The 19,791-nt window shown below is 74.6% G+C and carries 21 protein-coding genes; 7 read left to right on the top strand and 14 right to left on the bottom strand.

Features of this window, described 5'->3' with window-relative positions:
* Positions 1–23 precede the first annotated feature (23 nt).
* Positions 24–1,064: a cation diffusion facilitator family transporter gene (locus BJY14_RS43140; protein ID WP_179848876.1), complete on the top strand. Its 1,041-nt coding sequence runs from the start codon at positions 24–26 to the stop codon at positions 1,062–1,064.
* Positions 1,065–1,320: 256 nt separating this feature from the next.
* Positions 1,321–2,670 carry an RNA polymerase sigma factor gene (locus BJY14_RS43135; protein WP_246396328.1) on the top strand — a complete coding sequence of 450 codons (1,350 nt, stop codon included), beginning with the start codon at positions 1,321–1,323 and terminating at the stop codon, positions 2,668–2,670.
* A gap of 76 nt (positions 2,671–2,746) precedes the next feature.
* Here BJY14_RS43135 and BJY14_RS43130 read toward each other — a convergent pair whose 3' ends face one another.
* The 3 genes from BJY14_RS43130 to BJY14_RS43120 form a co-directional block, all read right to left on the bottom strand.
* Positions 2,747–3,934: an esterase-like activity of phytase family protein gene (locus BJY14_RS43130; protein ID WP_312879749.1), complete on the bottom strand. Its 1,188-nt coding sequence runs from the start codon at positions 3,932–3,934 to the stop codon at positions 2,747–2,749.
* A gap of 92 nt (positions 3,935–4,026) precedes the next feature.
* Positions 4,027–4,914, bottom strand: a complete 888-nt coding sequence (locus tag BJY14_RS43125; protein ID WP_179848875.1) for an ABC transporter permease — start codon at positions 4,912–4,914, stop codon at positions 4,027–4,029.
* Positions 4,915–4,916: 2 nt separating this feature from the next.
* On the bottom strand, positions 4,917–5,900 hold the full coding sequence (locus tag BJY14_RS43120; RefSeq protein ID WP_179848874.1) for an ABC transporter ATP-binding protein: 984 nt from the start codon (positions 5,898–5,900) through the stop codon (positions 4,917–4,919).
* A 116-nt stretch (positions 5,901–6,016) separates the two neighbouring features.
* Here BJY14_RS43120 and BJY14_RS43115 point away from each other — a divergent pair, with 116 nt between their 5' ends.
* A complete protein-coding gene (locus BJY14_RS43115; RefSeq protein ID WP_179848873.1) occupies positions 6,017–6,580 on the top strand; it encodes a MarR family winged helix-turn-helix transcriptional regulator in 564 nt (187 codons plus the stop codon).
* On the opposite strand, the gene BJY14_RS43110 is transcribed toward BJY14_RS43115, so the two are convergent.
* The 4 genes from BJY14_RS43110 to BJY14_RS43095 all read right to left on the bottom strand — a co-directional run bounded on the left by BJY14_RS43110 (position 6,532) and on the right by BJY14_RS43095 (position 11,050).
* Positions 6,532–7,263 (bottom strand): sirohydrochlorin chelatase, encoded by a 732-nt coding sequence (locus tag BJY14_RS43110; protein WP_312879748.1) that lies wholly within the window; start codon positions 7,261–7,263, stop codon positions 6,532–6,534. The two genes, BJY14_RS43115 and BJY14_RS43110, sit on opposite strands and share 49 nt — an antisense overlap.
* Positions 7,256–8,470 carry a uroporphyrinogen-III synthase gene (locus BJY14_RS43105; protein WP_179848872.1) on the bottom strand — a complete coding sequence of 405 codons (1,215 nt, stop codon included), beginning with the start codon at positions 8,468–8,470 and terminating at the stop codon, positions 7,256–7,258. Before BJY14_RS43105 ends, BJY14_RS43110 begins: the two co-directional genes overlap by 8 nt.
* Positions 8,454–8,846, bottom strand: coding sequence for a nitrite reductase small subunit NirD (gene nirD / locus BJY14_RS43100; RefSeq protein WP_179848871.1), 393 nt, complete (start codon positions 8,844–8,846; stop codon positions 8,454–8,456). The genes BJY14_RS43105 and nirD overlap by 17 nt, the downstream gene beginning before the upstream one ends.
* Before the next feature lie 101 nt (positions 8,847–8,947).
* Complete coding sequence (locus BJY14_RS43095) at positions 8,948–11,050, bottom strand: molybdopterin oxidoreductase family protein (protein ID WP_179848870.1); 2,103 nt, start codon at positions 11,048–11,050, stop codon at positions 8,948–8,950.
* A gap of 289 nt (positions 11,051–11,339) precedes the next feature.
* Here BJY14_RS43095 and BJY14_RS43090 point away from each other — a divergent pair, with 289 nt between their 5' ends.
* Complete coding sequence (locus BJY14_RS43090) at positions 11,340–11,837, top strand: NUDIX domain-containing protein (protein ID WP_179848869.1); 498 nt, start codon at positions 11,340–11,342, stop codon at positions 11,835–11,837.
* A gap of 68 nt (positions 11,838–11,905) precedes the next feature.
* Here the strand turns inward: BJY14_RS43090 and BJY14_RS43085 are convergent, their stop codons facing one another.
* Positions 11,906–12,154 carry a metallothionein gene (locus tag BJY14_RS43085; protein ID WP_179848868.1) on the bottom strand — a complete coding sequence of 83 codons (249 nt, stop codon included), beginning with the start codon at positions 12,152–12,154 and terminating at the stop codon, positions 11,906–11,908.
* A gap of 190 nt (positions 12,155–12,344) precedes the next feature.
* Between BJY14_RS43085 and BJY14_RS43080 the strand changes: the two genes are divergently transcribed.
* Entirely contained in the window at positions 12,345–13,718 is a 1,374-nt protein-coding gene (locus tag BJY14_RS43080) for a nitrate/nitrite transporter (RefSeq protein ID WP_179848867.1), read from the top strand.
* Here BJY14_RS43080 and BJY14_RS43075 read toward each other — a convergent pair.
* Positions 13,666–14,391 (bottom strand): maleylpyruvate isomerase N-terminal domain-containing protein, encoded by a 726-nt coding sequence (locus BJY14_RS43075; protein WP_179848866.1) that lies wholly within the window; start codon positions 14,389–14,391, stop codon positions 13,666–13,668. The two genes, BJY14_RS43080 and BJY14_RS43075, sit on opposite strands and share 53 nt — an antisense overlap.
* Before the next feature lie 179 nt (positions 14,392–14,570).
* Positions 14,571–14,987 (bottom strand): plectin, encoded by a 417-nt coding sequence (locus BJY14_RS43070; RefSeq protein WP_179848865.1) that lies wholly within the window; start codon positions 14,985–14,987, stop codon positions 14,571–14,573.
* Between the two features lie 117 nt (positions 14,988–15,104).
* On the opposite strand from BJY14_RS43070, the gene BJY14_RS43065 reads away from it, so the two are divergent.
* On the top strand, positions 15,105–15,704 hold the full coding sequence (locus BJY14_RS43065) for a TetR/AcrR family transcriptional regulator C-terminal domain-containing protein (protein WP_179848864.1): 600 nt from the start codon (positions 15,105–15,107) through the stop codon (positions 15,702–15,704).
* A 6-nt stretch (positions 15,705–15,710) separates the two neighbouring features.
* On the opposite strand, the gene BJY14_RS43060 is transcribed toward BJY14_RS43065, so the two are convergent.
* From BJY14_RS43060 to BJY14_RS43050, 3 genes are read right to left on the bottom strand one after another with little or no spacing between them, the layout of a single operon-like run.
* Complete coding sequence (locus tag BJY14_RS43060) at positions 15,711–16,352, bottom strand: LutC/YkgG family protein (protein WP_179848863.1); 642 nt, start codon at positions 16,350–16,352, stop codon at positions 15,711–15,713.
* Positions 16,349–17,764 carry a lactate utilization protein B gene (locus BJY14_RS43055; protein ID WP_179848862.1) on the bottom strand — a complete coding sequence of 472 codons (1,416 nt, stop codon included), beginning with the start codon at positions 17,762–17,764 and terminating at the stop codon, positions 16,349–16,351. The genes BJY14_RS43060 and BJY14_RS43055 overlap by 4 nt, the downstream gene beginning before the upstream one ends.
* A gap of 50 nt (positions 17,765–17,814) precedes the next feature.
* Positions 17,815–18,543 carry a (Fe-S)-binding protein gene (locus tag BJY14_RS43050; protein ID WP_179848861.1) on the bottom strand — a complete coding sequence of 243 codons (729 nt, stop codon included), beginning with the start codon at positions 18,541–18,543 and terminating at the stop codon, positions 17,815–17,817.
* 279 nt (positions 18,544–18,822) lie between these two features.
* Here BJY14_RS43050 and BJY14_RS43045 point away from each other — a divergent pair, with 279 nt between their 5' ends.
* Positions 18,823–19,026 carry a DUF5999 family protein gene (locus BJY14_RS43045; protein ID WP_179848860.1) on the top strand — a complete coding sequence of 68 codons (204 nt, stop codon included), beginning with the start codon at positions 18,823–18,825 and terminating at the stop codon, positions 19,024–19,026.
* Positions 19,027–19,123: 97 nt separating this feature from the next.
* Here the strand turns inward: BJY14_RS43045 and BJY14_RS43040 are convergent, their stop codons facing one another.
* A complete protein-coding gene (locus BJY14_RS43040; RefSeq protein WP_179848859.1) occupies positions 19,124–19,741 on the bottom strand; it encodes an alpha/beta hydrolase family protein in 618 nt (205 codons plus the stop codon).
* Between the last annotated feature and the right edge of the window lie 50 nt (positions 19,742–19,791).

Raw genomic sequence — 19,791 nt, 5'->3', positions numbered from 1 at the left:
ACCACCTGGGCAGAGGACGGACCATGGCGGCACAGAGCGGCGGGCAGCGGACCGAAGGGCGGCCGGACGGCGGCGAACCGCGGGACGAGAGCCTGCTGACCGTCGCCCTCGCGTTCGCCGCCAACCTCGGCATCGCCGTCGCCAAGGTCGTCGCCGCGCTGATCACCGGGTCGGCGTCGATGGCGGCGGAGGCCGCGCACTCCATCGCCGACACCTTCAACGAGGTGCTGCTGCTGGTGGGGCTGCGCCGCAGCGGGCGGCCCGCCGACCGCCGCCACCCGCTCGGCTACGGCAAGGAGCGCTACATCTGGACCCTGCTCGTCGCCGTCGCGATCTTCGGCATGGGCGCGCTGTTCTCCTTCTACCAGGGGATCGAGACGCTCACCGGGCACCGGCGGGCCGCCGAGTCCGGCGCGGTCGTCGGCTACGCCGTGCTCGCGGTCGCGTTCGTGCTGGAGGCGGTCTCGTGGCAGCAGGCCGTCCGGCAGGTCCGGGCCGCCGCGCGGGAGGAGGACCTGCCGCTGCGCGCCTACATCCGCCGCACCGACGAGCCCACCTCGATCAGCGTCCTGCTGGAGGACTCGGCCGCCCTCATCGGCCTGGTGATCGCGTTCGGTGGGCTGGGCCTGCACCAGCTCACCGGATCGGCGACCTGGGACGGTGTGGGCTCCCTGCTCATCGGCGTCCTGCTGACCGCCGTCGCGCTCGTCCTCGGCCGGATCAACCTGAACCTGCTGATCGGATCGCAGGCCGACCCGCGGATCGTCGCCGACGTCCGCGCCCGCCTCGGCCGCGCGGACGAGGTCGAGTGGGTCGTGGACATCGTCACCGTGACCTTCGGCGCCGACCGCGTCCTGGTCTGCGCCCGGCTCGACTTCCGCGACTCCCTCAGCGCCGCCGAGGTGGAGCGCGCCTGCGTCCGGATGGCCCGCGAGCTGCGCGACGCGCACGAGGAGATCGACGAGGTGTTCCTCGAACCCGTTCCCCGCGACGACCCTGAGCTGCGCGAACGCGTCATCGCGCGTTATGGTCGGACATTGCGGCCCAGGGACTCGGAGGCGTAGTGGTCTTTCTCACGTCGCCACGGCCTGGAGTCCTTTACGAAGTAAGGTCAGATCGGACCGGTTCGGGCGGTGTGAAACCGCTGGCCGTGGGCACCACGACCGTCTGGATCGCTCCTTTCACGATCCCCCGGCGGAACGCTGCCGGTGACGGAGCCGGGAACAACAGGCCCGTCCTGCGACGTTCCGTTAAGTGCGTGCGCCACGAGCGAACACAATCCGCGCCGCACTCACACACCGAAGGGAGGGGGGTGTCCCCATGCCGCGAAGCGCCGTCGAGACCCCGCTCACGGAGTCGCCGAGCCCCGCGCTCAACGACCTCCTCAAGCGTGGCCGCGCCCACGGGCGCCTCTCGCTCGACGAGGTGAGGGGGGCCTTCGAGACCGCCGGGATCAGCCCGGCCCAGGGCCGCTCCATCCTGCGCGAGCTGTCCGAGGCCGGCATCAGTCTGGCGGGCGAGCCCGACGCCGTCCGCAAGATGGCCGCGGCCGCCGACCACGCAGGCGGGGAGACCGCCCAGGACGCCTCCGGCGCCGCCAGGAAGCGCGCCGCCCGCAGGGGCACCGCCAAGAGCACCGCCAAGGCCGCCCCCGGCAGGGCCGCGCGGCAGGGCGGGCAGGCCGACGCCTCGGTCGACGAGGGGTTCGAGGTCACCGAGGTCGAGACCGAGGAGACCTCCGCCGACCTGGACGACCAGTCCACCACGATGGGCGACTCCGTCCACACCTACCTCAAGGCCATCGGGCGCCGCCAGCTCCTCACCGCCGAGCAGGAGGTCGACCTCGCCAAGCGCATCGAGGCCGGCCTGTACGCCGAGCACAAGCTGGAGAGCGAGGACCTGTCCCCCGCCATGCGCGCCGACCTGGAATGGGTCGCCGCCGACGGCCGCCGCGCCAAGGCCCACATGCTGGAGGCCAACCTCCGGCTCGTGGTGTCGGTCGCCAAGAAGTACTCCGACCGCGGCCTGTCGCTGCTGGACGTCGTCCAGGAGGGCAACCTCGGCCTGATCCGCGCCGTCGAGAAGTTCGACTACTCCAAGGGCTACAAGTTCTCCACCTACGCGATGTGGTGGATCCGGCAGGCGATCCAGCGCGGCTTCGCCGACTCGGCCCGCACGATCCGGCTGCCCGTCCACGTCCTGGAGATGCTCAGCAAGCTGAGCCGCGTCGAGCGCGACATGCACCAGCGCCTCGGCCGCGAGCCCACCCCCGAGGAGCTGGCCGCCGAGCTGGACAAGAGCCCCGAGCAGGTCCGCGAGCTGCTGCGCACCAGCCGCCAGCCGATCAGCCTGGACTCCACGATCGGCGAGGACGGCGAGACCCGCATCGGCGACCTCATCGAGGACACCGACAGCCCCGAGGCGTCGGAGCTGGTGGACCGCCAGCTCATGGCCGACCAGCTGCGCCGCACCCTCGACATCCTGTCCCCGCGCGAGGCCAAGATCATGGCGATGCGGTTCGGGCTGTACGACGGGACGCCGCGCACCCTGGACGAGATCGGCAAGGCCCTCGGCCTGACCCGCGAGCGGATCCGGCAGCTGGAGAAGGAGTCGCTGTCCAAGCTGCGGCACCCCAGCAACGCCCGCCCGCTGCTGGACTTCGCCGTCTGACCCGTCCGCCCGGCACGCGAAGGGCCCGCGGGACCGTCATGGTCCCGCGGGCCCTTTCGCGTCGCGGCGGGGACGGTCAGCAGCCCCGGACGGCGAACGCCAGGAACTGGGTGACCTCGCGCTGGTCGAAGTTGTCGTCGGAGCCGACCACCAGCGTGCACTCCCCCGTCTTCAGGCGGGGCCCCCACGCCAGCGCCTCCAGGTTCTGCGCGGGGGCGGCGTAGCGGCCGAGGTCGGCGACGAGGCGCTTGCGCGCCGGGCGGAACCGCCCGCCCTGGGTGAGGCGGTCGCGGCGCAGCACGTCGGTGGCGCCCCTCACGTCGAACTCGTACAGCCGGACCTTGTAGCCGACGCCTTCCAGCCAGGACCGCTCCAGCGCCAGGAACCGGTCGCCGCCCGCGGCGAGGATCTCCGACACGCCGCTGTCGGCGGCGCCGGTGGGCGGCTTCGGCGCGGCCGGGAGCGGGTCGACGGGGTAGGCGTACTGGCCGGCCACGCGCCCGGCGCGGTCCCACAGGGTGAGGCGGGACATGGCGCCGTGCCGGACGGTCGGCGGCTCCCCGTCCTCGTACCGGGGGCCTTCGGCCATCGCGGCGACGCCGTGCGGGGTGAACGTCAGCGCCTCGATGCCGGCGTTGCGGCGCGGCCCCCGGTGCTCGGGGGTCAGCCGCAGCGACGGCGGCAGGGGCAGCGCCCCGGCGTACCGGCCGTCCTCGCGCGCCCACCGCAGCGACATCGGCGCCAGGGGGATCCCCTGGTGCGCCTCGTCCGGGCGGTCGCCCTCGTTGCCCCACAGGACGCGCCGGGAACGCGGGTCGAAGCGGATCGTCTCCGGGTCGACCGACCCCGGCTTGCCGAACGCGGGGTAGGGGCGGCCGTCCGGGCCGCGCAGCGTGGAAACCCCGGTGATCCTGACGCCGGTGAACGCGCCGGTGGCGGGGTCGATGGCCAGGCGGCCGGTGTAGAACCGGGCCGGGTCGTAGCGCCACCGGTCGTCGGAGACCAGGTACCAGGTCCCGGTGCGCGGGTCGCGGTCGATGCCCGACAGCCCGCCGACCGTGGTGCCCCTGAACTTCGCCATGTGGGGCAGGCGCCGCTCCCCCAGGAACCGCGTGATCCGCAGCCCCTGCGCCGCGGCCGCCGGGCGGCCCCCGTCCGCCGCCTGCGCGCGGACCCGTCCGTCCACCGCCGCCGCGCCCGTCACCGCCGCGAGGACGGCGGCCGTCGCCGCCGCCCCGCGCCACATCGTCCTGTGCCCGTTCACGTTGTCCGCGTCACCCTTCGCATCCGTCCGAGTGCGCTGCGTCGCGCACGCGGCCAGTATCCTTCATCACGGTGGGTGACGGCGGCGTTTTCTCAGTCGGCGCGGCGGAACTCCAGGATGGCCACGCCCATCAGCCCCACGCCCATGCCGAGGACGAGCAGGATCTCCAGCCAGATCGGGACGACCCAGCCGCCCCACGTGACGCCCGGGTCGAACGTCCGCATCAGCTCCGGCGAGAGGTCGAGGCGGGAGAACACCGCGTGCCGCAGCGGGTCGACGGCGTAGGTGAGCGGGTTGAACCGGGTCAGTACGGTCAGCCACCCCGGGAGGCCGCTCAGCGGGTACAGGGCGCCGGACAGGAACAGCATCGGCATCATCGCCATCTGCATGAGGCCGAAGAACGACTGCATGCTGCTGATCCGCGCGGCCATCATGACGCCGAACCCGGTGAGCGCGAACGCCCCGACGAACATCAGGCCCAGCAGCTCCAGCATCAGCCCCGGGTCGTAGGGGACCCCGGCCAGGCCCGCCAGCAGCACGATCACCGTGCCCTGCGCGGTCGCCACCACGGCGCCGCCGATGCACTTGCCGACGACGATGGCGGCGCGGCTGACCGGGGCGACGAGCATCTCGCGCAGGAACCCGAACTCGCGGTCCCACACGATCGAGCCGGCGGAGAACATCGCGGTGAACATGACCGACATCGCGCACACGCCGGGGAAGATGAAGGTCTTCAGGTCGACGGTCCCCGCGGGGCCGCCGCTTCTGGCCATGAGGTTGGACAGCCCGGTGCCCATCACCAGCAGCCACAGAACCGGCTGGACGAGCCCGGAAACCATCCGCAGCTTGTCGCGCCAGAACCGGATCAGCTCACGGTGCAGGACGACCTTCACGGCGCGCAGGTCCCGCCGCAGGCCGCGCTCGGGCACCCTGACCCGGACGACCCCGGCGCCCGGCGCCCTCTCGGCCGTGCTCGCCATCGTCACCTCCCCTTCGCGCGCATCGCCATGCGCATCCCTTCGCTCGCCGAGGCCTCGGCGTCGCGGATCGTGGTGCCGGTGAAGGACATGAACACATCGTCCAGGGACGGCCGCGCCACGTTCACCGACTTGATCGGGACGCTCAGCTCGGCGAACAGCCGCGGGACGAACGCCTCGCCGGAGGCCACCGAGAACGTGACCGCGCCCTCCGACACGACCGCCTCCAGCCCGAACCTGTCCTTCAGCGCGGCGATCACGGTCTCGTCGTCGGCGGTCTGGATGCGGATCCGGTCCTCGCCGACGCCGGCCTTGAGGGCCTCGGGGGTGTCGAGCGCCACGATCCGCCCCGAGTCGATGATCGCGATGCGGTCGCAGTACTCGGCCTCGTCCATGTAGTGCGTCGTCATGAAGATCGTGATCTCCTCGGCGCTCTGCAGGTGCCGGATGTACTCCCAGATCGACGCCCGGGTCTGCGGGTCCAGGCCGACGGTCGGCTCGTCCAGGAACAGCACCCGCGGGGAGTGCAGCAGGCCGCGCGCGATCTCCAGGCGGCGCTTCATCCCGCCGGAGTAGGTCTGCGCGAGGTCGCCGCGCCGGTCCCACAGGTTGACCATCTCCAGCACCTGCCGGATGCGGTCGGCCGTCACCGAGCGCGGCACCCCGTACAGCTCGGCGTGGAAGCGCAGGTTCTGCTCGCCCGACAGGTAGCCGTCGAGCGTCGGGTCCTGGAACACCAGCCCGATGTTGCGGCGGACGTCGTCGCGCTCGCGCACGACGTCGAAACCGGCGACCCGCGCGCTGCCGTCGCTCGGGCGCAGCAGCGTGCACAGCATGTTGATCGTGGTGGACTTGCCCGCGCCGTTCGGGCCGAGGAAGCCGAAGATCTCCCCCGGCCGCACGGCGAAGTCGATGCCCCGCACGGCCTCCACGTCACCGAACCTCTTGGTCAGGCCGTCGACCTCGACGGCCGGTCCCCCGTCCGGCATGGGGCCTCCTTCCGCGACGCGGCGAACGCCCATATCTTGGACTATCCAACGGTAGGTGTAACCTATATCTCAGGTCAAGAGAAATAGGACCAGCCAAGAGTCCCGAGGGAGCAGTCGTGGAGGACCGGCCCGATCCCCTGTACGCGTCGCCCACCTACCTGCTGTTCGAGACGGGGCGGCTGGTGCGGCGCACCTTCGCCCGGATGTCCCCCGAGCAGCCGAGGCTGCCCTACCTGCTGGTCCTGTCGTGCGTGGCGCGGCACGGGCCGCTGTCGCAGCGCCAGGTCGCGGGGCGGCTGCGCATGGACGCCGGCGACCTCGTCGGCATCGTCGACGCACTGGAGAAGGCCGGGCACGTCGTGCGCCGCCGCGACCCCGAGGACCGGCGACGGTACGCGCTGGACGCCACCGAGAACGGGCGGCTGTTCCTCGGCGCCTGCCAGAACGACCGCGCCCGCCTCGACGAAGCGCTGTTCGAGGCGCTGTCACCCGACGAGACGCACCTGTTCAAGGATCTGCTGCTGCGGATCCTCGCCCACCACGACGAACGGTTCACCGGCGCCCCGGACCCGCAGCTCCGGCCGGAGGAGCCGGACGGGAACGGGCGGCCGGTCCGGCGGGACGAGGCGGGTCAGCGGACCGGCGCCGGGATCTCGAGCGGCAGCGCCGCCTCGTCGTAACGGCGCAGCACCAGCCTGGCCGCCGCGCCGTGCGCGCCGAGCGGCGCGGCGACCACGTCGGCGCCGCAGGCCCGCATCCGGTCGTGGAACCGTCCGGGCGCCAGCAGGTAGGACGCCACGGCGACCCGGCGGGCGCCGCCTCTGCGCAACCCCGCGACGACCTCGTCCAGCGGCGGACCTCCCGCCGCGACGAAACCGGGCGGGACGGGACGCCCGAGCCGCCGCGCCAGCAGCCGGGCGGCCGCGCGCACGTCGGCGGCGCCCGCCGGGTCGGCGGACCCCGCCGCGCCGAGGACGACGGCGTCCCGGCGGTGCGGCGAGGTCCGGTCCTGCTCGGCCAGCCGGGCGGCCAGCGCCCCGGCCAGCAGCGCGTCCGGGCCGAGCGGCCGGGACGTCACCGACCCCGGCAGCAGGCTCCCGGCCCGGCCGGGGACGTCGATCAGCGCGTGGTACCCGCGCGCCAGCAGCAGCGGGACCACGACGACCGGGCCGCCGCGCAGCCCCTCCGCCGCCTCCTCCAGCGACGGCTCGGACAGCTCGCCGTACGCCTCGGCCACCCGCAGGCCCGGCCGCATCGCCCGCACCCGGTCCAGCAGCGCCCGCACCACCGCGGGCCCCGCCGGGTCCCGGGTGCCGTGGGCCACCGCGAGCAGCGCGGGCGGCCCGGCGCCGGCCTCAGCCACCGGCGCCCGCCGGGAGCCGGTCGGCGATCCGCGGGTCGCAGGCCAGCCGGTAGCCGCGCTTGACGACGGTCTCGACGATGCCGGGCCGGCCGAGGCCGCGCCGCAGCCGCGCCACCGCCATCTCCACCGCGTGCTCGTCCGCCTGCGGGCGGGCGTCGCGGGGCCGCGCCTCCCGCGCCCAGGCGTCCCTGATCCCGGGCGCGACGGCGAGCCGGCCCGGCAGCACCCCGCACAGCTCCGCCCGCGACACCACGTGCCCGGGGCGCCGCGCGAGGGCCCGCAGGATCGCCATGGGCGCGGGCGCGATCGGCCGCAACTGGCCGTCCAGGACGACGGCGTGCCCGCGCAGCTCCAGCGAGAACCCCCGCACCGACAGCCGCCGCGACCGGCGCCGCGGCAGGTCGGCGACCAGGGCCCGCACGAGCGCGCCGAGCCGGGCGCGCTCGGGCTGGACGGTCGGGACGCCGCGGTCGGTGAGCGCCTGCGCCGTCACCGGGCCGACGCACGCCGCCACGACATGGGTGCGCATGGCCTCCAGCAGGGCCTCCTCCAGGTCGTCCTCCGCGGCGACGGCGAGCGTCGCGGCGACCGCCGGCGCGCTGGTGAAGGTGATCGCGTCGATCGTGCCCGCGACCGCCTGCCCCACGAGGCGGCGCAGCTGCGTGGAGTCCTCCGACCGCGACCACCGGTACACCGGGATCTCGATCACCTCGGCGCCGGCCGCGCGCAGCGCCGCTATCAGCTCCGGCTGGCGCTCCCCGTACAGCTGCACGGCCACGCGCGCCCCGGCCGGCTCCCGGTCCAGCAGGTGCCGGATCACCTCGGCGCACTCCTCCGAGTCCGGCGACCAGCGCTCCTGCAGGCCCGCCGACCGGATCGCGCCGCGCGCCTTCGGGCCGCGCGCCAGGATGTCGGTCTCGGCCAGGCGGGCGATGAGGGCGTCGCGCATGCCGTGCCCGTCGGCCGCCTCCAGCCACGCCCGGAACCCGATCCCGGTCGTGACCACGACGTGGTCGAGCGGCCCGGACAGGCACGCCCGGGTGGCCTCCAGCAGCTCGGCGTCGTCGGCGAGCGGGACCAGGCGGATGGCGGGCGCCAGCACGACCCTCGCCCCGCGCCGCTCCAGCAGCGTCGCGAGCTCCTCGTGGCGCCGGGCCGCGGTCACGCCGACGGCGAACCCGGCCAGCGGCTCACTGCCGGTGCTCATCGGTGAGCGCCACCTCCACCCGGTCCCCGGAGCGGCGGACCGGGAAGGTCGGAAGCGCCACCCGGGGATCGTCCAGGCACACCCCGGTCCGCAGGTCGAACACCTGCTTGTACATGGGGGACGCGACCGTCGGGGCCTCGTCCCTGGTGCCGAGGATCCCCCGCGACAGCACGCAGGCGCCGCTGAAAGGGTCGAGGTTCGACAGCGCGTACAGGCCTCCGTCGAAGGTCCGGAAGATCGCCACCTGCGTGCCGTCCACCATCGCGCAGGCGCCCCGCTCGGGGGTCAGGCCGGCGTAGGAGCAGATGTCGAACCAGCGGGCCGCGGGGCGGCCCGCCCTCTCCCTGACGATCGTCGCTTCGGGTGTCGTGGTCATCGCGCGGCAACCTCCTGGCGGGGAACTGTCCGGTGGTCCGATACTCGGAAGGGGCGGTTTCGCGGTTGGGTCTCCTTTGTCACCGCCGTGTTAAAAGGGGCTCACCGTGCGCCGGGGGCGCCGTCCCCCTCCGCCACGGCCCGCAGGCGGACGGCGCACACCTTGAACTCCGGCATCCGCGAGACCGGGTCCAGCGCGGGGTTGGTGAGCAGGTTCGCGCGGCCCTCCCCCGCCCAGTGGAACGGGATGAAGACGGTGTCGGGGCGGATCGCGCCGGTCAGGCGGGCGGTCACGGTGGCCGCGCCCCGGCGGCTCTCCACCCGCACGCCGGCGCCGTCCTCGATGCCGAGGCGCCCGGCCAGGTCGGGGTGCAGCTCGACGAACGGCCCCGGCGCCGCCTCGGCCAGCCGGCGGACGCGGCGGGTCTGCGCGCCCGACTGGTACTGCGCGAGGACGCGCCCGGTGGTCAGGTACACCGGGTAGTCAGCGTCGACGTCCTCGGCGGCGCCGCGGTGCTCGACGGGGACGAACCGGGCCCGCCCGTCCGGAGTGGGGAAGCGGTCCAGGTAGGGCCGCGGCGTGCCGGGGTGGCCGGGCGACGGGCAGGGCCAGAACACCCCGCCCTCGGCCTCGATCCGCTCGTAGCTGATGCCGGAGTAGTCGGCGGTGCCGCCCGCGCTGGCGCGGCGCAGCTCCCCGAACACCGCCCGCGGGTCGGTGCTCCACTCCCCCGGCGCCTTGAGCCGCCCGGCGAGCGCGGCGAGGATCTCCAGGTCGGTGCGCACGCCGTCCGGCGGGCGGACGGCGCGGCGGCGGCGCAGCACCCGGCCCTCCAGGTTCGTCATCGTCCCCGACTCCTCGGCCCACTGCGCGGTCGGCAGGACGACGTCGGCGCGCCGCGCGGTCTCCGACGGCACGAAGTCGGCCACCACCAGCAGGTCCAGCGCGCCGAGCCGCTCCTCCACGCCCGCGGCGCCGGGCGCCGACACGACCGGGTTCGACCCGAACAGCAGCAGCGCCTTCGGGCCCTCCGCGGTGCCGAGCGCCGACAGCAGCTCGTAGGCCGACCGTCCCGGTCCCGGCAGGTCGCCGGGGTCGACGCCCCAGACCCCGGCGACATGCGCGCGGGCCTCCGGGTCGTCGATCCGGCGGTAGCCGGGGAGCTGGTCGGCCTTCTGCCCGTGCTCGCGCCCTCCCTGCCCGTTACCCTGCCCGGTCAGGCAGCCGTAGCCGGAGCCCGCGCGGCCCGGCAGCCCGAGCGCGAGGGCCAGGTTGATGAAGGCGCTGACGGTGTCGGTGCCGCGGGCGTGCTGCTCCGATCCCCGCGCCGTCAGGACGTGGGCGCGGGCGGCGCGGGCCAGCAGCCGGGCGGCCTCGCGCATCAGCGGCACGGGCACGCCGGTGATGCGCTCGGCGCGGTCGGGCCAGTAGGCGTTGGCGACCGTGCGGACGGCGTCGAACCCGGTGGTGCGGGCCGCGATGTACTCCTCGTCGGCCAGGCCCTCGGCGAGCGCCAGGTGCAGCAGCCCGTTGGCAAGGGCGATGTCGGTCCCGGGCGTCGGCTGCAGGTGCAGGTCGGCCTGCCGCGCGGTGGCGGTGCGGCGCGGGTCCACGACGATGAGGGCGCCGCCCCCCTCGCGCATCCGCGCCAGGTGCCGCATGAACGGCGGCATCGTCTCGGCGACGTTGCCGCCCGCGAGCAGGACCGCGCCGGACGCCGCGAGGTCGGTGACCGGGCCGGGCAGGCCGCGGTCCATGCCGAACGCCCGCCCGGACGCCGCGGCGGCCGACGACATGCAGAACCGCCCGTTGTAGTCGATCTGGGAGGTGCCGAGGGCGATCCGCGCGAACTTGCCGAGCTGGTACGCCTTCTCGTTGGTCAGCCCGCCGCCGCCGAACACCGCGACGGAGTCCGGCCCGTGCAGCCCGCGCAGCCGGCCGATCTCGGCGGTGATCCGGTCGAGGGCCTCGTCCCAGCCGCACGGCTCCAGCGGCGCGTCCCGGCCGCGGCGCATCATCGGCGCGGTCAGCCGGTCGGGGACGGTGAGCAGCTCGGCCGCCGTCCACCCCTTCTGGCAGAGCCCGCCGGCGTTGGCCGGCACGTCGTCGCGCGGCTCCACCCGCAGGGGCTCCGAGCCGCCGTCGTGCAGGGACATGCCGCACTGCAGCGCGCAGTACGGGCAGTGCGTGGGAGTCGCGGCCATCCGCCGAGACTCGGCGTGCCCGGTTTCGCCGCCGAGTCCCGGGTGTGACCCCGGCGTTAAATGGCGTTCACGCCGTACGCCCCTCGATGTCAAGGATTCGCCCCGCGGGATCGCGACACGCCTTGACGAACGCGTGTCAAGCGTTGTCGATCCCTGTCATGGCCTATTCGTTGCCTTTTGCCCGGTTGCCGAACGGATTCGCGGTGGCCCGGCGATCCCGCGGACGGATGCGGCCCCCGCCCCGCGGCGGCCGGAACCGGCCCGGGGTGATCACAATTAACCTCGGAGCATGTTGCCCGACCTTGCCTACTACGCCTCCCTGCCGCGGGCCCGCGGCGCCGCGGCGGCCCTGCTGCTGGACGACCTGGGGCGGGTGCTGCTGGTCAAGCCCACCTACAGCGAGGGCTGGTTCCTGCCCGGCGGGGTGATCGAGGCCGACGAGTCCCCGCTGTCGGCGTGCGTGCGCGAATGCGAGGAGGAGCTCGGCCTCGTCCCCCGGCTGCACGGGCTGGCCTGCGTCGACTGGGGGTCCCCGCGCGACGACGGCGTCGACGCGGTGAACGTCTTCGTGTTCGGCGGCACCATCACCGGCGCGGAGATCGCGGCGATCCGGCTGCCGCCCGAGGAGCTGTCCGACCACATCCTCGTGGCTCCCGAGAAGGTCCCCGAGCTCGCCCCGCCGCACGTGTCGCGCCGGATGGAGCCCAGCCTCCGCGCCATGGCCGCCGGCAACGCCGTCTACCTGGAGGACGGCCGCGAGCAGGCGTTCGGGACCGCCCGCGCCTGAGCCCGGGCCGGGCGGTCGCACCGGCACCTTCGCCTACACCCGCACCACGCGTGTGAAGACACCGCTCCCTACACGGTCACGGCGTCCTGGATCGTGCGGGCGCGTTCGGGCTCGGCCGCGTGGGCGCAATGGGCGCAGCAGTAGAAGTGCCCGCCCACGTCCACGCCATGGCCCATGATGCGGCACTGGCAGTGCTCGCAGATCGGCGCCATCTTGGTGACCGCGCACTCGAACGAGTCGAACGTGTGCACCTCGCCCTGCGCGTGCACCTCGAACGCCATCGCGTACTCGTTCCCGCAGACCTCGCAGGTTCCCATAGTCAGCGTCTCCGTTCCCCCGCCGCCTCGCCTTCGGTGCCTACCCGGGCGAACCCGGGTCTACCCGCGCCTCACAGCGGGCGGGACACGCTGTGCAGCGGAGTTATCACTGCCGTATGACCGGTCACACACGCGCGAAACCCCGGATTCCTACGGTCGGGCCGTCCGAGCGACCCAAGGAGACCGCCTGATGACCGCCACCACCGAAGCCGCGCGAACCGAGCGCGCCCGACCGCGCAAGGGCCGCTGGATCGACGACTGGCACCCCGAGGACCCCGCCTTCTGGGCCGCCGGCGGGGCCCGGACCGCCCGCCGCAACCTCGTGTTCTCGATCTTCTCCGAGCACATCGGGTTCTCGGTGTGGACGCTGTGGTCGGTGCTCGTGCTGTTCCTCGGCCCCGCCTACGGGATCGACCCGGCCGGAAAGTTCACGCTCACCGCCGTCCCGGCGCTCATCGGGTCGGCGCTGCGCATCCCCTACACCCTCGCCGTCGCCCGGTTCGGCGGCCGCAACTGGACGATCCTCAGCGCCACGCTGCTGCTCGTCCCGGCGGGGCTGGCCGCCGTCCTCATCGAGCCCGGCGTCTCCTTCACCACGCTGCTGGTCCTGGCGGCCGTCGCGGGCGTCGGCGGCGGCAACTTCGCGTCCTCGATGGCGAACATCAACGCGTTCTACCCCCAGCGGCTCAAGGGGTGGGCGCTCGGCATCAACGCGGGCGGTGGCAACCTCGGCGTCGCCGTCGTCCAGCTCGTCGGGCTGGCCGTCCTCGCCACCGCGGGCAAGGACCACCCCGGCCTCGTCGCGGGCGTCTACATCCCGTTCATCGTCCTCGCCGCCCTCGGCGCCGCGCTCGGCATGGACAACCTCGCGCACGCCCGCAACGACAGGCGGGCCATGCGCGACGTCTGCGGGGACGCCCACACCTGGATCATGTCGGTGCTCTACATCGGCACCTTCGGGTCGTTCATCGGGTTCGGCTTCGCGTTCGGCCAGGTCCTGCAGGTGCAGTTCAAGGCCGAGTTCGACACCCCGATCAAGGCCGCCTACCTGACCTTCCTCGGCCCCGCGCTCGGGTCCGTGATCCGCCCCGCCGGCGGGTGGCTCGCCGACCGGCTCGGCGGCGCGAGGGTCACCTTCGCGACGTTCGTGGCGATGGCCGTCTCGGCGGTCCTCGTGCTCACCGCCTCGCGGCTGGGGTCCCTCGCGCTGTTCCTCACCGGCTTCGTGCTGCTGTTCGCCTTCAGCGGCCTCGGCAACGGGTCCACCTACAAGATGATCCCGGCGATCTTCAGGGCGAAGGGCCAGGCCGGCGTCGCGGCCGGCGGCGACCCGGCCGCCGCCGAGCACGAGGCCCGCCGCCTCGCCGGAGCGCTGATCGGCATCGCGGGCGCCGTCGGCGCGTTCGGCGGCGTGCTGGTCAACATCGTGTTCCGGCAGTCGTTCCTGACCTACGGGACGGGCGACGGCGCCTACGTCGCGTTCATCGCCTTCTACGCCGTGTGCTGCGCGCTCACCTGGCTGGTCTACCTGCGGCCCCGCCCGGGGAGGCCGGCGGGCGTCTGACGGAGGACTGCCGCCCCGAACGCCGCCGCCGCGCCCGGCCGGGCCCCTCCGAGGGGTCCGGCCACCGCGGCGAGCGGCCCGAGGAGCGCAGCACCGCCTCCCACGAGTCCCCCGGCTCCAGCGGCAGGTGCGGGACGCCCCAGTGCCAGGCCGACACCAGCAGGTCAGGGTCGCGCGGCCGGTAGTCGGCCCCGATCGCACGGGCCAGGTCCCAGGCGTGCAGGTGCCACTCCACGCACGCCGCGCCCGCGTGGTCGCCGACCGTGTACTTGGTCCCCCGGTAGATCAGATGCGTCCGGTCCCACATGTCGGGCAGCAGGTCGGCGTAGGCCCCCGCCGAGACCCCGAACGCCAGGATCCGCTCCGGGCCGGGCTCGGGCGGCAGCACCGCCAGCTCCGCCGCGTTCTGCCGGGCCTGCTGCCTGATCAGCACCGCCGTGGCCGCGTCCTGCGCGAACAGCTTCGCCAGCCTGCTGTCGGGCGCGTCCTGGAGATACTCCAGGAAGTTCTCCGCGACGCACCGCAGGTGCCCCGCCAGGTCGATCAGCTGCCAGTCGGCGCAGGGCGTCGGCACGTCCCAGTCCGCGACGGTCTCCGCCAGGGAGCGGACCGCCTTCACCCCGTCCTGGTAGGACTCCAGTACGCGGCACCGGTCCGGCGGCGTGCGCTCCACGTGACATCCCCCAACGTCCAGAGCACCCTGTGCCCTCACCGCCGGGACGTGCCGCCGCGCGTCACGCTGGCGCGACGTGCGGCGCGGGCACCCCCGGCGTTCCCCAGAGAGGGCAGACTCTCAAAGTTCGGTGGCCCGTGCCACCCGGTGACGCTGTGTCGCCGCGCGTCGGCGGCGGCTCACACGCTCGCCGCGGGCCGCGTCCTGAAGCTCAGCCGGTGCGCCTCGCGCGCCGTGCGCAGCCGGTCGACCTCGTCCGTCCACGGGCGCACCGCCGGGCGCGCCTTGGCCTTGCGGTAGGCGATCTCGGCGGCGCGGCGCGTCTTGGCGTCCTGCGCCTGCGTCGAGTACACCTTCGGGCCCATCGCGACCCGCTCGGCCGCCTCGGCGGCGGCGAGCACGTCCGTCATCGCCCTGTCGAACGCGACCGTCAGCTCGCCCAGTTCCGGCTCGGCGGCGCCGGCCGCCTGCGCGTCCCGCAGGGCCCGCTCCGCGTCGCCCGCCGCCGCGAGCCGGTCGTCGTACTCGGCGGCCAGCCGCTGGTCGGCCTCGTACGGCTCCGCGACGTCCTTGCTCACCCGGCGGCCCAGTGGCATGGCGGTACTCCCTCGACGGTCGTGCAATGTTCGATCGAGGTAAGCGTACGCGGGGTCCCGGCGTGTTGTGGCGGCGGACACCCGGCTTCGGCCCTTTACGTAGTAAGGTCTCTCCTCATGGTCAGGCAGCCCAGCATCAACGCCCAGAACCGCACCCCGCTGTCCACCGAGCGGATCATCGAGACGGCCCTGCACATCGTGGACGGCCAGGGACTCGGCCGCCTCACGATGCGCCGCCTCGGCGACGCGCTGGAGGTCGAGGCGATGGCGATCTACCACCACCTCCCCCGCGGCAAGGAGCAGCTCCTGGACGGCCTGGTCGCGCACGTCGCGGCGGCCCCGGCCGACACGTCGGCCGCCGGACGCTGGCAGGACGTCCTGCGGGCGTGGGCGGGCGGCTACCGCGAGCGCCTGCTGGCCCACGCGGGCGTCCTCCCGCTGGTCGTCACGCGCCGCAACCCGGCCGCGCTCACCGCCACCCTCGCCTCGCTGCGGGAGGTGCTGCGCCGCGGCGGCGTCGCCGAGGACGCCGCGGCCGTCGCCGCGCACACCCTGCTCGGCTACGTGATCGGCCACGCGGCCCTCGAGGTGCGCGGCACCGCCGAGGACGGCGCCGCCGCCCGGATCGCCTCCGGCGAGGGCGGCGAGGGCGGCGCGGTCGACTGGGACGCCCGCTTCCGCGCGGGCCTCGGCGTCGTCCTCGGCGGCGTGCGCTAGAACCGGTCAGTCCTCGATGAGGATGATCTCCAGGTGCCGTGGGCCGTGGGCGCCCTCGACCCGCGCCGTCTCGATGCCGTAGGTCGCGGACGGCCCGCTGATCCACGTCAGCGGGCGCGCCGGGTCGAGCCGCCCGACCGCCTCCGGGACCGTTCCGACGATCTGGTCGGCGTGCACCACGCACAGGTGGTGGCCGGGGACGAGGGTGAGCGCCCGCCTGCCCTGCGCCCGTCCGCCGTCCAGGACGACCGTGCCCGTCTGCGCGACGGCCACCGCGCAGCCGGTCACGACGGCGTCCGACCCGGCGAGCGTGTCGAGGTCGAGAGCCGGGGCGTCGGCCAGCGCCCGCACGCCGTCCAGCTCGGCGAGCCACCCGAAGGGCAGGTCGGCCGGGACGACGATCTGCTTGGCCTCCCGCCCCCACAGCGCGGCCGCCACGGCCGTGCCCGCCTCGTCCGCGGCGACGTGCCGGACCGCCGCGCGGTTGTCGGCGGCCCGCTCGGTGAACAGCGCGAGGACGTCGGCCCGGGTCTCGGCGTCGGCCGCGGGCAGCCGCCGGGCGTAGCCGCGCGGCACCGGCGAACTCGTGCCGCGGGCCCCGCCGAGCGCCTCGCGGACCCGGCGCAGCACCTCCTCGCGCGAGCTCATGCGCGCGTCCTGTCCCACCAGCCGCGGAAGCTCTCGGCCGGCGGCGCGGGAAGGTCGCGGGCCTCGGTCCACTTGCCGAGCAGGCCGGGAAGGCGGCGGATCCGCCCTCCGCGCGACAGCAGCCGCGCCCACCGGACCCCGCGCCGCACCGCCGCCTCGTGGCGGCGCGGGTCGCCCATCGTCCAGGCGAGACCGCGCATCAGCGCCATCTCGGGCGTCGGAACCGGACGCCGCCGGCGCGACTCGACCACCTTCCCCCGCAGGTGAACCAGCACGTCCGGAATGTCGATCTTCACCGGGCAGACGTCGGCGCAGGCGCCGCAGAGCGTGGACGCGTACGGCAGCGAGGCGTCGGCGGCGCTCTCCACGCCGCGCGTCAGCGGGGTGAGCACCGCGCCGATCGGGCCGGGATGGACGGGCCCGTAGGGGCGCCCGCCCGTCCGCTCGTAGACGGGGCAGACGTTCGAGCAGGCGGAGCAGCGGATGCACCGCAGGGCGGCGCGGCCGACCTCGTCGGCCAGGGCGCGGGTGCGGCCGTTGTCGAGCAGGACGAGGTGGAAGGCGCGCGGCCCGTCTCCCGGCGTCACGCCCGTCCACGACGACACGTACGGGGTCATCCGGTCGCCGGTCGACGAGCGCGGGAGGAGCTGAAGGAACACCTCCATGTCATCCCATGTCGGGACGACCTTGTCGATACCGGCGATGCTGATGAGCGTCTCGGGGAGCGTCAGGCACATCCGCGCGTTGCCCTCGGACTCCAGCAGGACCAGGGTGCCGGTCTCGGCCACCAGGAAGTTCGCGCCGGTGACCGCGACGCGGGCGCGCAGGAAGCGGTCGCGCAGGTGGGTGCGGGCCGCGGCGGCCAGCGCCTCGGGATCGTCGGCCAGGCCGGGCCCCGCGCCCGGGACCGCCCGCCGGAGCAGCTCCGCGATCTCCGCGCGGTCGCGGTGCGCGGCCGGGGACAGCAGGTGGGACGGCGCGTCCTCGCCGAGCTGCACGACCATCTCGGCGACGCCGGTCTCGCGGACGGTCACGCCCGCGCGGGCCAGCGCGTCGTTCAGGCCGATCTCCCGGGTCGTCGCGGAGGCCGCCTTGACGACCTCCTTGGCGCCCGTGGCGCGGACCAGGCCGGTGACGACGAGGCGCGCCTCCGCCGCGTCCGCCGCCCAGTGCACGGTGCCGCCGGCCTCGGTGACGGCCCGCTCCAGCTCCTCCAGGTGGGCGTCGAGGTCGAGCAGCGCGCCGTCCCCGATGGCGCGCCCGGCCTCGCGCAGGTCCTCCCAGTCGGCGGTCCCGGCCGCCGCGGCGGCCTCCCGCCCCCGCAACGCGGCGGTCGCGCCGCGCAGGTTGCGGCGTGACCGGGTGTCGGCCAGTTCCGGCCGCGCGGCGGCGGCGAACTTCGGCCTCGGCACGGGCCCGCTCCTGCCTGAGGAGGACGGCGTCGTCCCCGGAGAGGAGGCCGTCACGCCGGCCCCGTCTCCGCGAGGATCTCGGCCAGGTGCATCGTCCGGACGCCGCCGCGCAGCCGCGACAGCGCGCCGCCGATGTGGGCCAGGCACGAGTCGTCGACCGCGCAGACCACCTCCGCGCCGGTGTCGCGGACGTGCCGGACCTTGTCGGCCACCATCGCGACCGACACGTCCGCGTTCTTCATCGCGAACGCGCCGCCGAACCCGCAGCACTCCCCCGCGGACGGCAGTTCCACCAGGTCGAGGCCCCGCACCGAGCGCAGCAGCCGCACCGGCCGGTCGCCGACGCCGAGGGTGCGCAGAGACCGGCAGGACGGGTGGTAGGTGACCCGGTGCGGGAAGTACGCGCCGACGTCGGTGACCCCGAGGACGTCGACGAGGAACTCCGTCAGCTCGTAGAAGGCGAGGCCCTCGGCGGCGCGCGCCAGGCCGGGGTCCCGGGCCGCCCGGGCGATCTTCGGGTAGTCGGCGCGGACGGTCGCGGCGCACGACGCGGACGGCGCCACCACGACCTCGCAGCCCTCGAACGCGGCGGCGTGGGACCGGGCGAGCCCGGCGGCCTCGCGGTGGTAGCCGGCGGTCCAGTGGAACTGGCCGCAGCACGTCTGCCCCGGCGGGAACGCCACCTCGTGCCCGAGCCGCTCCAGCAGCACGGTCACGGCCTTCGCGGTGCCGGGGAACAGCACGTCCTCGAAGCACGCGACGGACAGCGCGACCCGCACCGGCCTCACTCCCCCAACCCCTGCAAAGCCCGTTCCCCCGCCGAACATCGTAGGGGTTTCAGGCTCCGGCGGCGTGTCGTTCTTCGTCCGTTATCGCGCGGGCGGGACGCTACTGCGTGGCACCCCGGAGTGGGAGGGATCACATCCGTCCGGTACTCCGGTACCAATGGACAACCGTCCCAACGGGCTATGGCCGGTGGGGGCGAACCACTCCACACTGGGGTGCGTCAGAACAGGAAAGCACCACGACCGACCAGTAGTTGAGACCGGAGGCACGCCATGTGCCCGCACCAGCCGCTCTGTCCCTCCCACAACGCACCCGACCGCGACGCCGCCCGCACGCTGGCCTCGCACCCCGAGCAGGGGTGGAGCCTGCTGTGCAACGGAGTCGTGCTGTTCGAGGACACCGGTGAGCTGCTGCCCGACGGGGGAGTCATCGCGCCGCACCGGCCGACGGACGCGCAGGCCACGTCCGCCGCTTGAGCGGTCTCCACGGGGGACTAGTTCAAACGGGTGATCATCCTCGGGGGCACGCCCGCCCACCACCGGCCTCTGGGCCCGCACCGGGCCCGGAGCGACCCTACTTCCGGCCCGTCCGCACCGGACGGGCCGTCCAACGTCTGAGCCAAGGCTCCACGGCCCGGCCGACCGCCGCGGGATCCTTGCCGAGGTCGTGCCGCTCTCCCGGCAGGACCGCGACCTCCGCCGCGTCCACGGGGGCGGGCACGCCGAACGGGTCGCGGTCGCCGTTGACGACGAGGACCTCCACCCCCGCCGACCGCAACTCGTCCACGCGGGTCTTCTCCGGCCTGCCCGGCGGGTGCAGCGGGAACGCCAGCGCCACCACGCCCGCCGCTCCGGCTGCCGCCGCCGTCCGGCACGCCACCCGCGCCCCGTTGCTGCGGCCGCCCTGCACCAGCGGGACGTCCCCGAATCTCTCGCGCAGGACCGCGACGATCTCCAGCCACGCCTCGTCCTGCTTGGCCGCCGGGCCGGGCGCCCGCCGCCCGGCGAGCCGGAACGGCTGCGTCACCCGCGCGACGGCGCCGCCGAGCCGCAACGCCTCCGCCCGCACCGCCAGCAGGTCGGGCGCCTCCACTCCCCCGTTCGAGCCGTGCGTCAGCACCAGCAGGAACGCCGGATCCTTTACCTCGTCCAGCAGCACCTCGGCGGGCCCATGCACCGTCGCGACCTTCATATGACTCACGGTAGCGGCGGCCGCGGAGGGGCCGTGCGGCAGACTGGGCC

This window comes from Actinomadura luteofluorescens, assembly GCF_013409365.1.
Classification (GTDB): domain Bacteria; phylum Actinomycetota; class Actinomycetes; order Streptosporangiales; family Streptosporangiaceae; genus Spirillospora; species Spirillospora luteofluorescens.
Note: the sequence above shows the minus strand (reverse complement) of the source record. Positions and strands in the feature narration are given on the sequence as shown.

What these genes read in the sequence shown, in the direction of transcription:
- BJY14_RS43140 (WP_179848876.1), top strand. Translation starts at nt 24, where the DNA reads ATGGCGGCACAGAGCGGCGGGCAGCGGACCGAAGGGCGGCCGGACGGC.
- BJY14_RS43135 (WP_246396328.1), top strand. Translation starts at nt 1,321, where the DNA reads ATGCCGCGAAGCGCCGTCGAGACCCCGCTCACGGAGTCGCCGAGCCCC.
- BJY14_RS43125 (WP_179848875.1), bottom strand. Translation starts at nt 4,914, where the DNA reads ATGGCGAGCACGGCCGAGAGGGCGCCGGGCGCCGGGGTCGTCCGGGTC.
- BJY14_RS43120 (WP_179848874.1), bottom strand. Translation starts at nt 5,900, where the DNA reads ATGCCGGACGGGGGACCGGCCGTCGAGGTCGACGGCCTGACCAAGAGG.
- BJY14_RS43105 (WP_179848872.1), bottom strand. Translation starts at nt 8,470, where the DNA reads ATGAGCACCGGCAGTGAGCCGCTGGCCGGGTTCGCCGTCGGCGTGACC.
- nirD (WP_179848871.1), bottom strand. Translation starts at nt 8,846, where the DNA reads ATGACCACGACACCCGAAGCGACGATCGTCAGGGAGAGGGCGGGCCGC.
- BJY14_RS43095 (WP_179848870.1), bottom strand. Translation starts at nt 11,050, where the DNA reads ATGGCCGCGACTCCCACGCACTGCCCGTACTGCGCGCTGCAGTGCGGC.
- BJY14_RS43090 (WP_179848869.1), top strand. Translation starts at nt 11,340, where the DNA reads ATGTTGCCCGACCTTGCCTACTACGCCTCCCTGCCGCGGGCCCGCGGC.
- BJY14_RS43085 (WP_179848868.1), bottom strand. Translation starts at nt 12,154, where the DNA reads ATGGGAACCTGCGAGGTCTGCGGGAACGAGTACGCGATGGCGTTCGAG.
- BJY14_RS43080 (WP_179848867.1), top strand. Translation starts at nt 12,345, where the DNA reads ATGACCGCCACCACCGAAGCCGCGCGAACCGAGCGCGCCCGACCGCGC.
- BJY14_RS43070 (WP_179848865.1), bottom strand. Translation starts at nt 14,987, where the DNA reads ATGCCACTGGGCCGCCGGGTGAGCAAGGACGTCGCGGAGCCGTACGAG.
- BJY14_RS43065 (WP_179848864.1), top strand. Translation starts at nt 15,105, where the DNA reads ATGGTCAGGCAGCCCAGCATCAACGCCCAGAACCGCACCCCGCTGTCC.
- BJY14_RS43060 (WP_179848863.1), bottom strand. Translation starts at nt 16,352, where the DNA reads ATGAGCTCGCGCGAGGAGGTGCTGCGCCGGGTCCGCGAGGCGCTCGGC.
- BJY14_RS43045 (WP_179848860.1), top strand. Translation starts at nt 18,823, where the DNA reads ATGTGCCCGCACCAGCCGCTCTGTCCCTCCCACAACGCACCCGACCGC.
- BJY14_RS43040 (WP_179848859.1), bottom strand. Translation starts at nt 19,741, where the DNA reads ATGAAGGTCGCGACGGTGCATGGGCCCGCCGAGGTGCTGCTGGACGAG.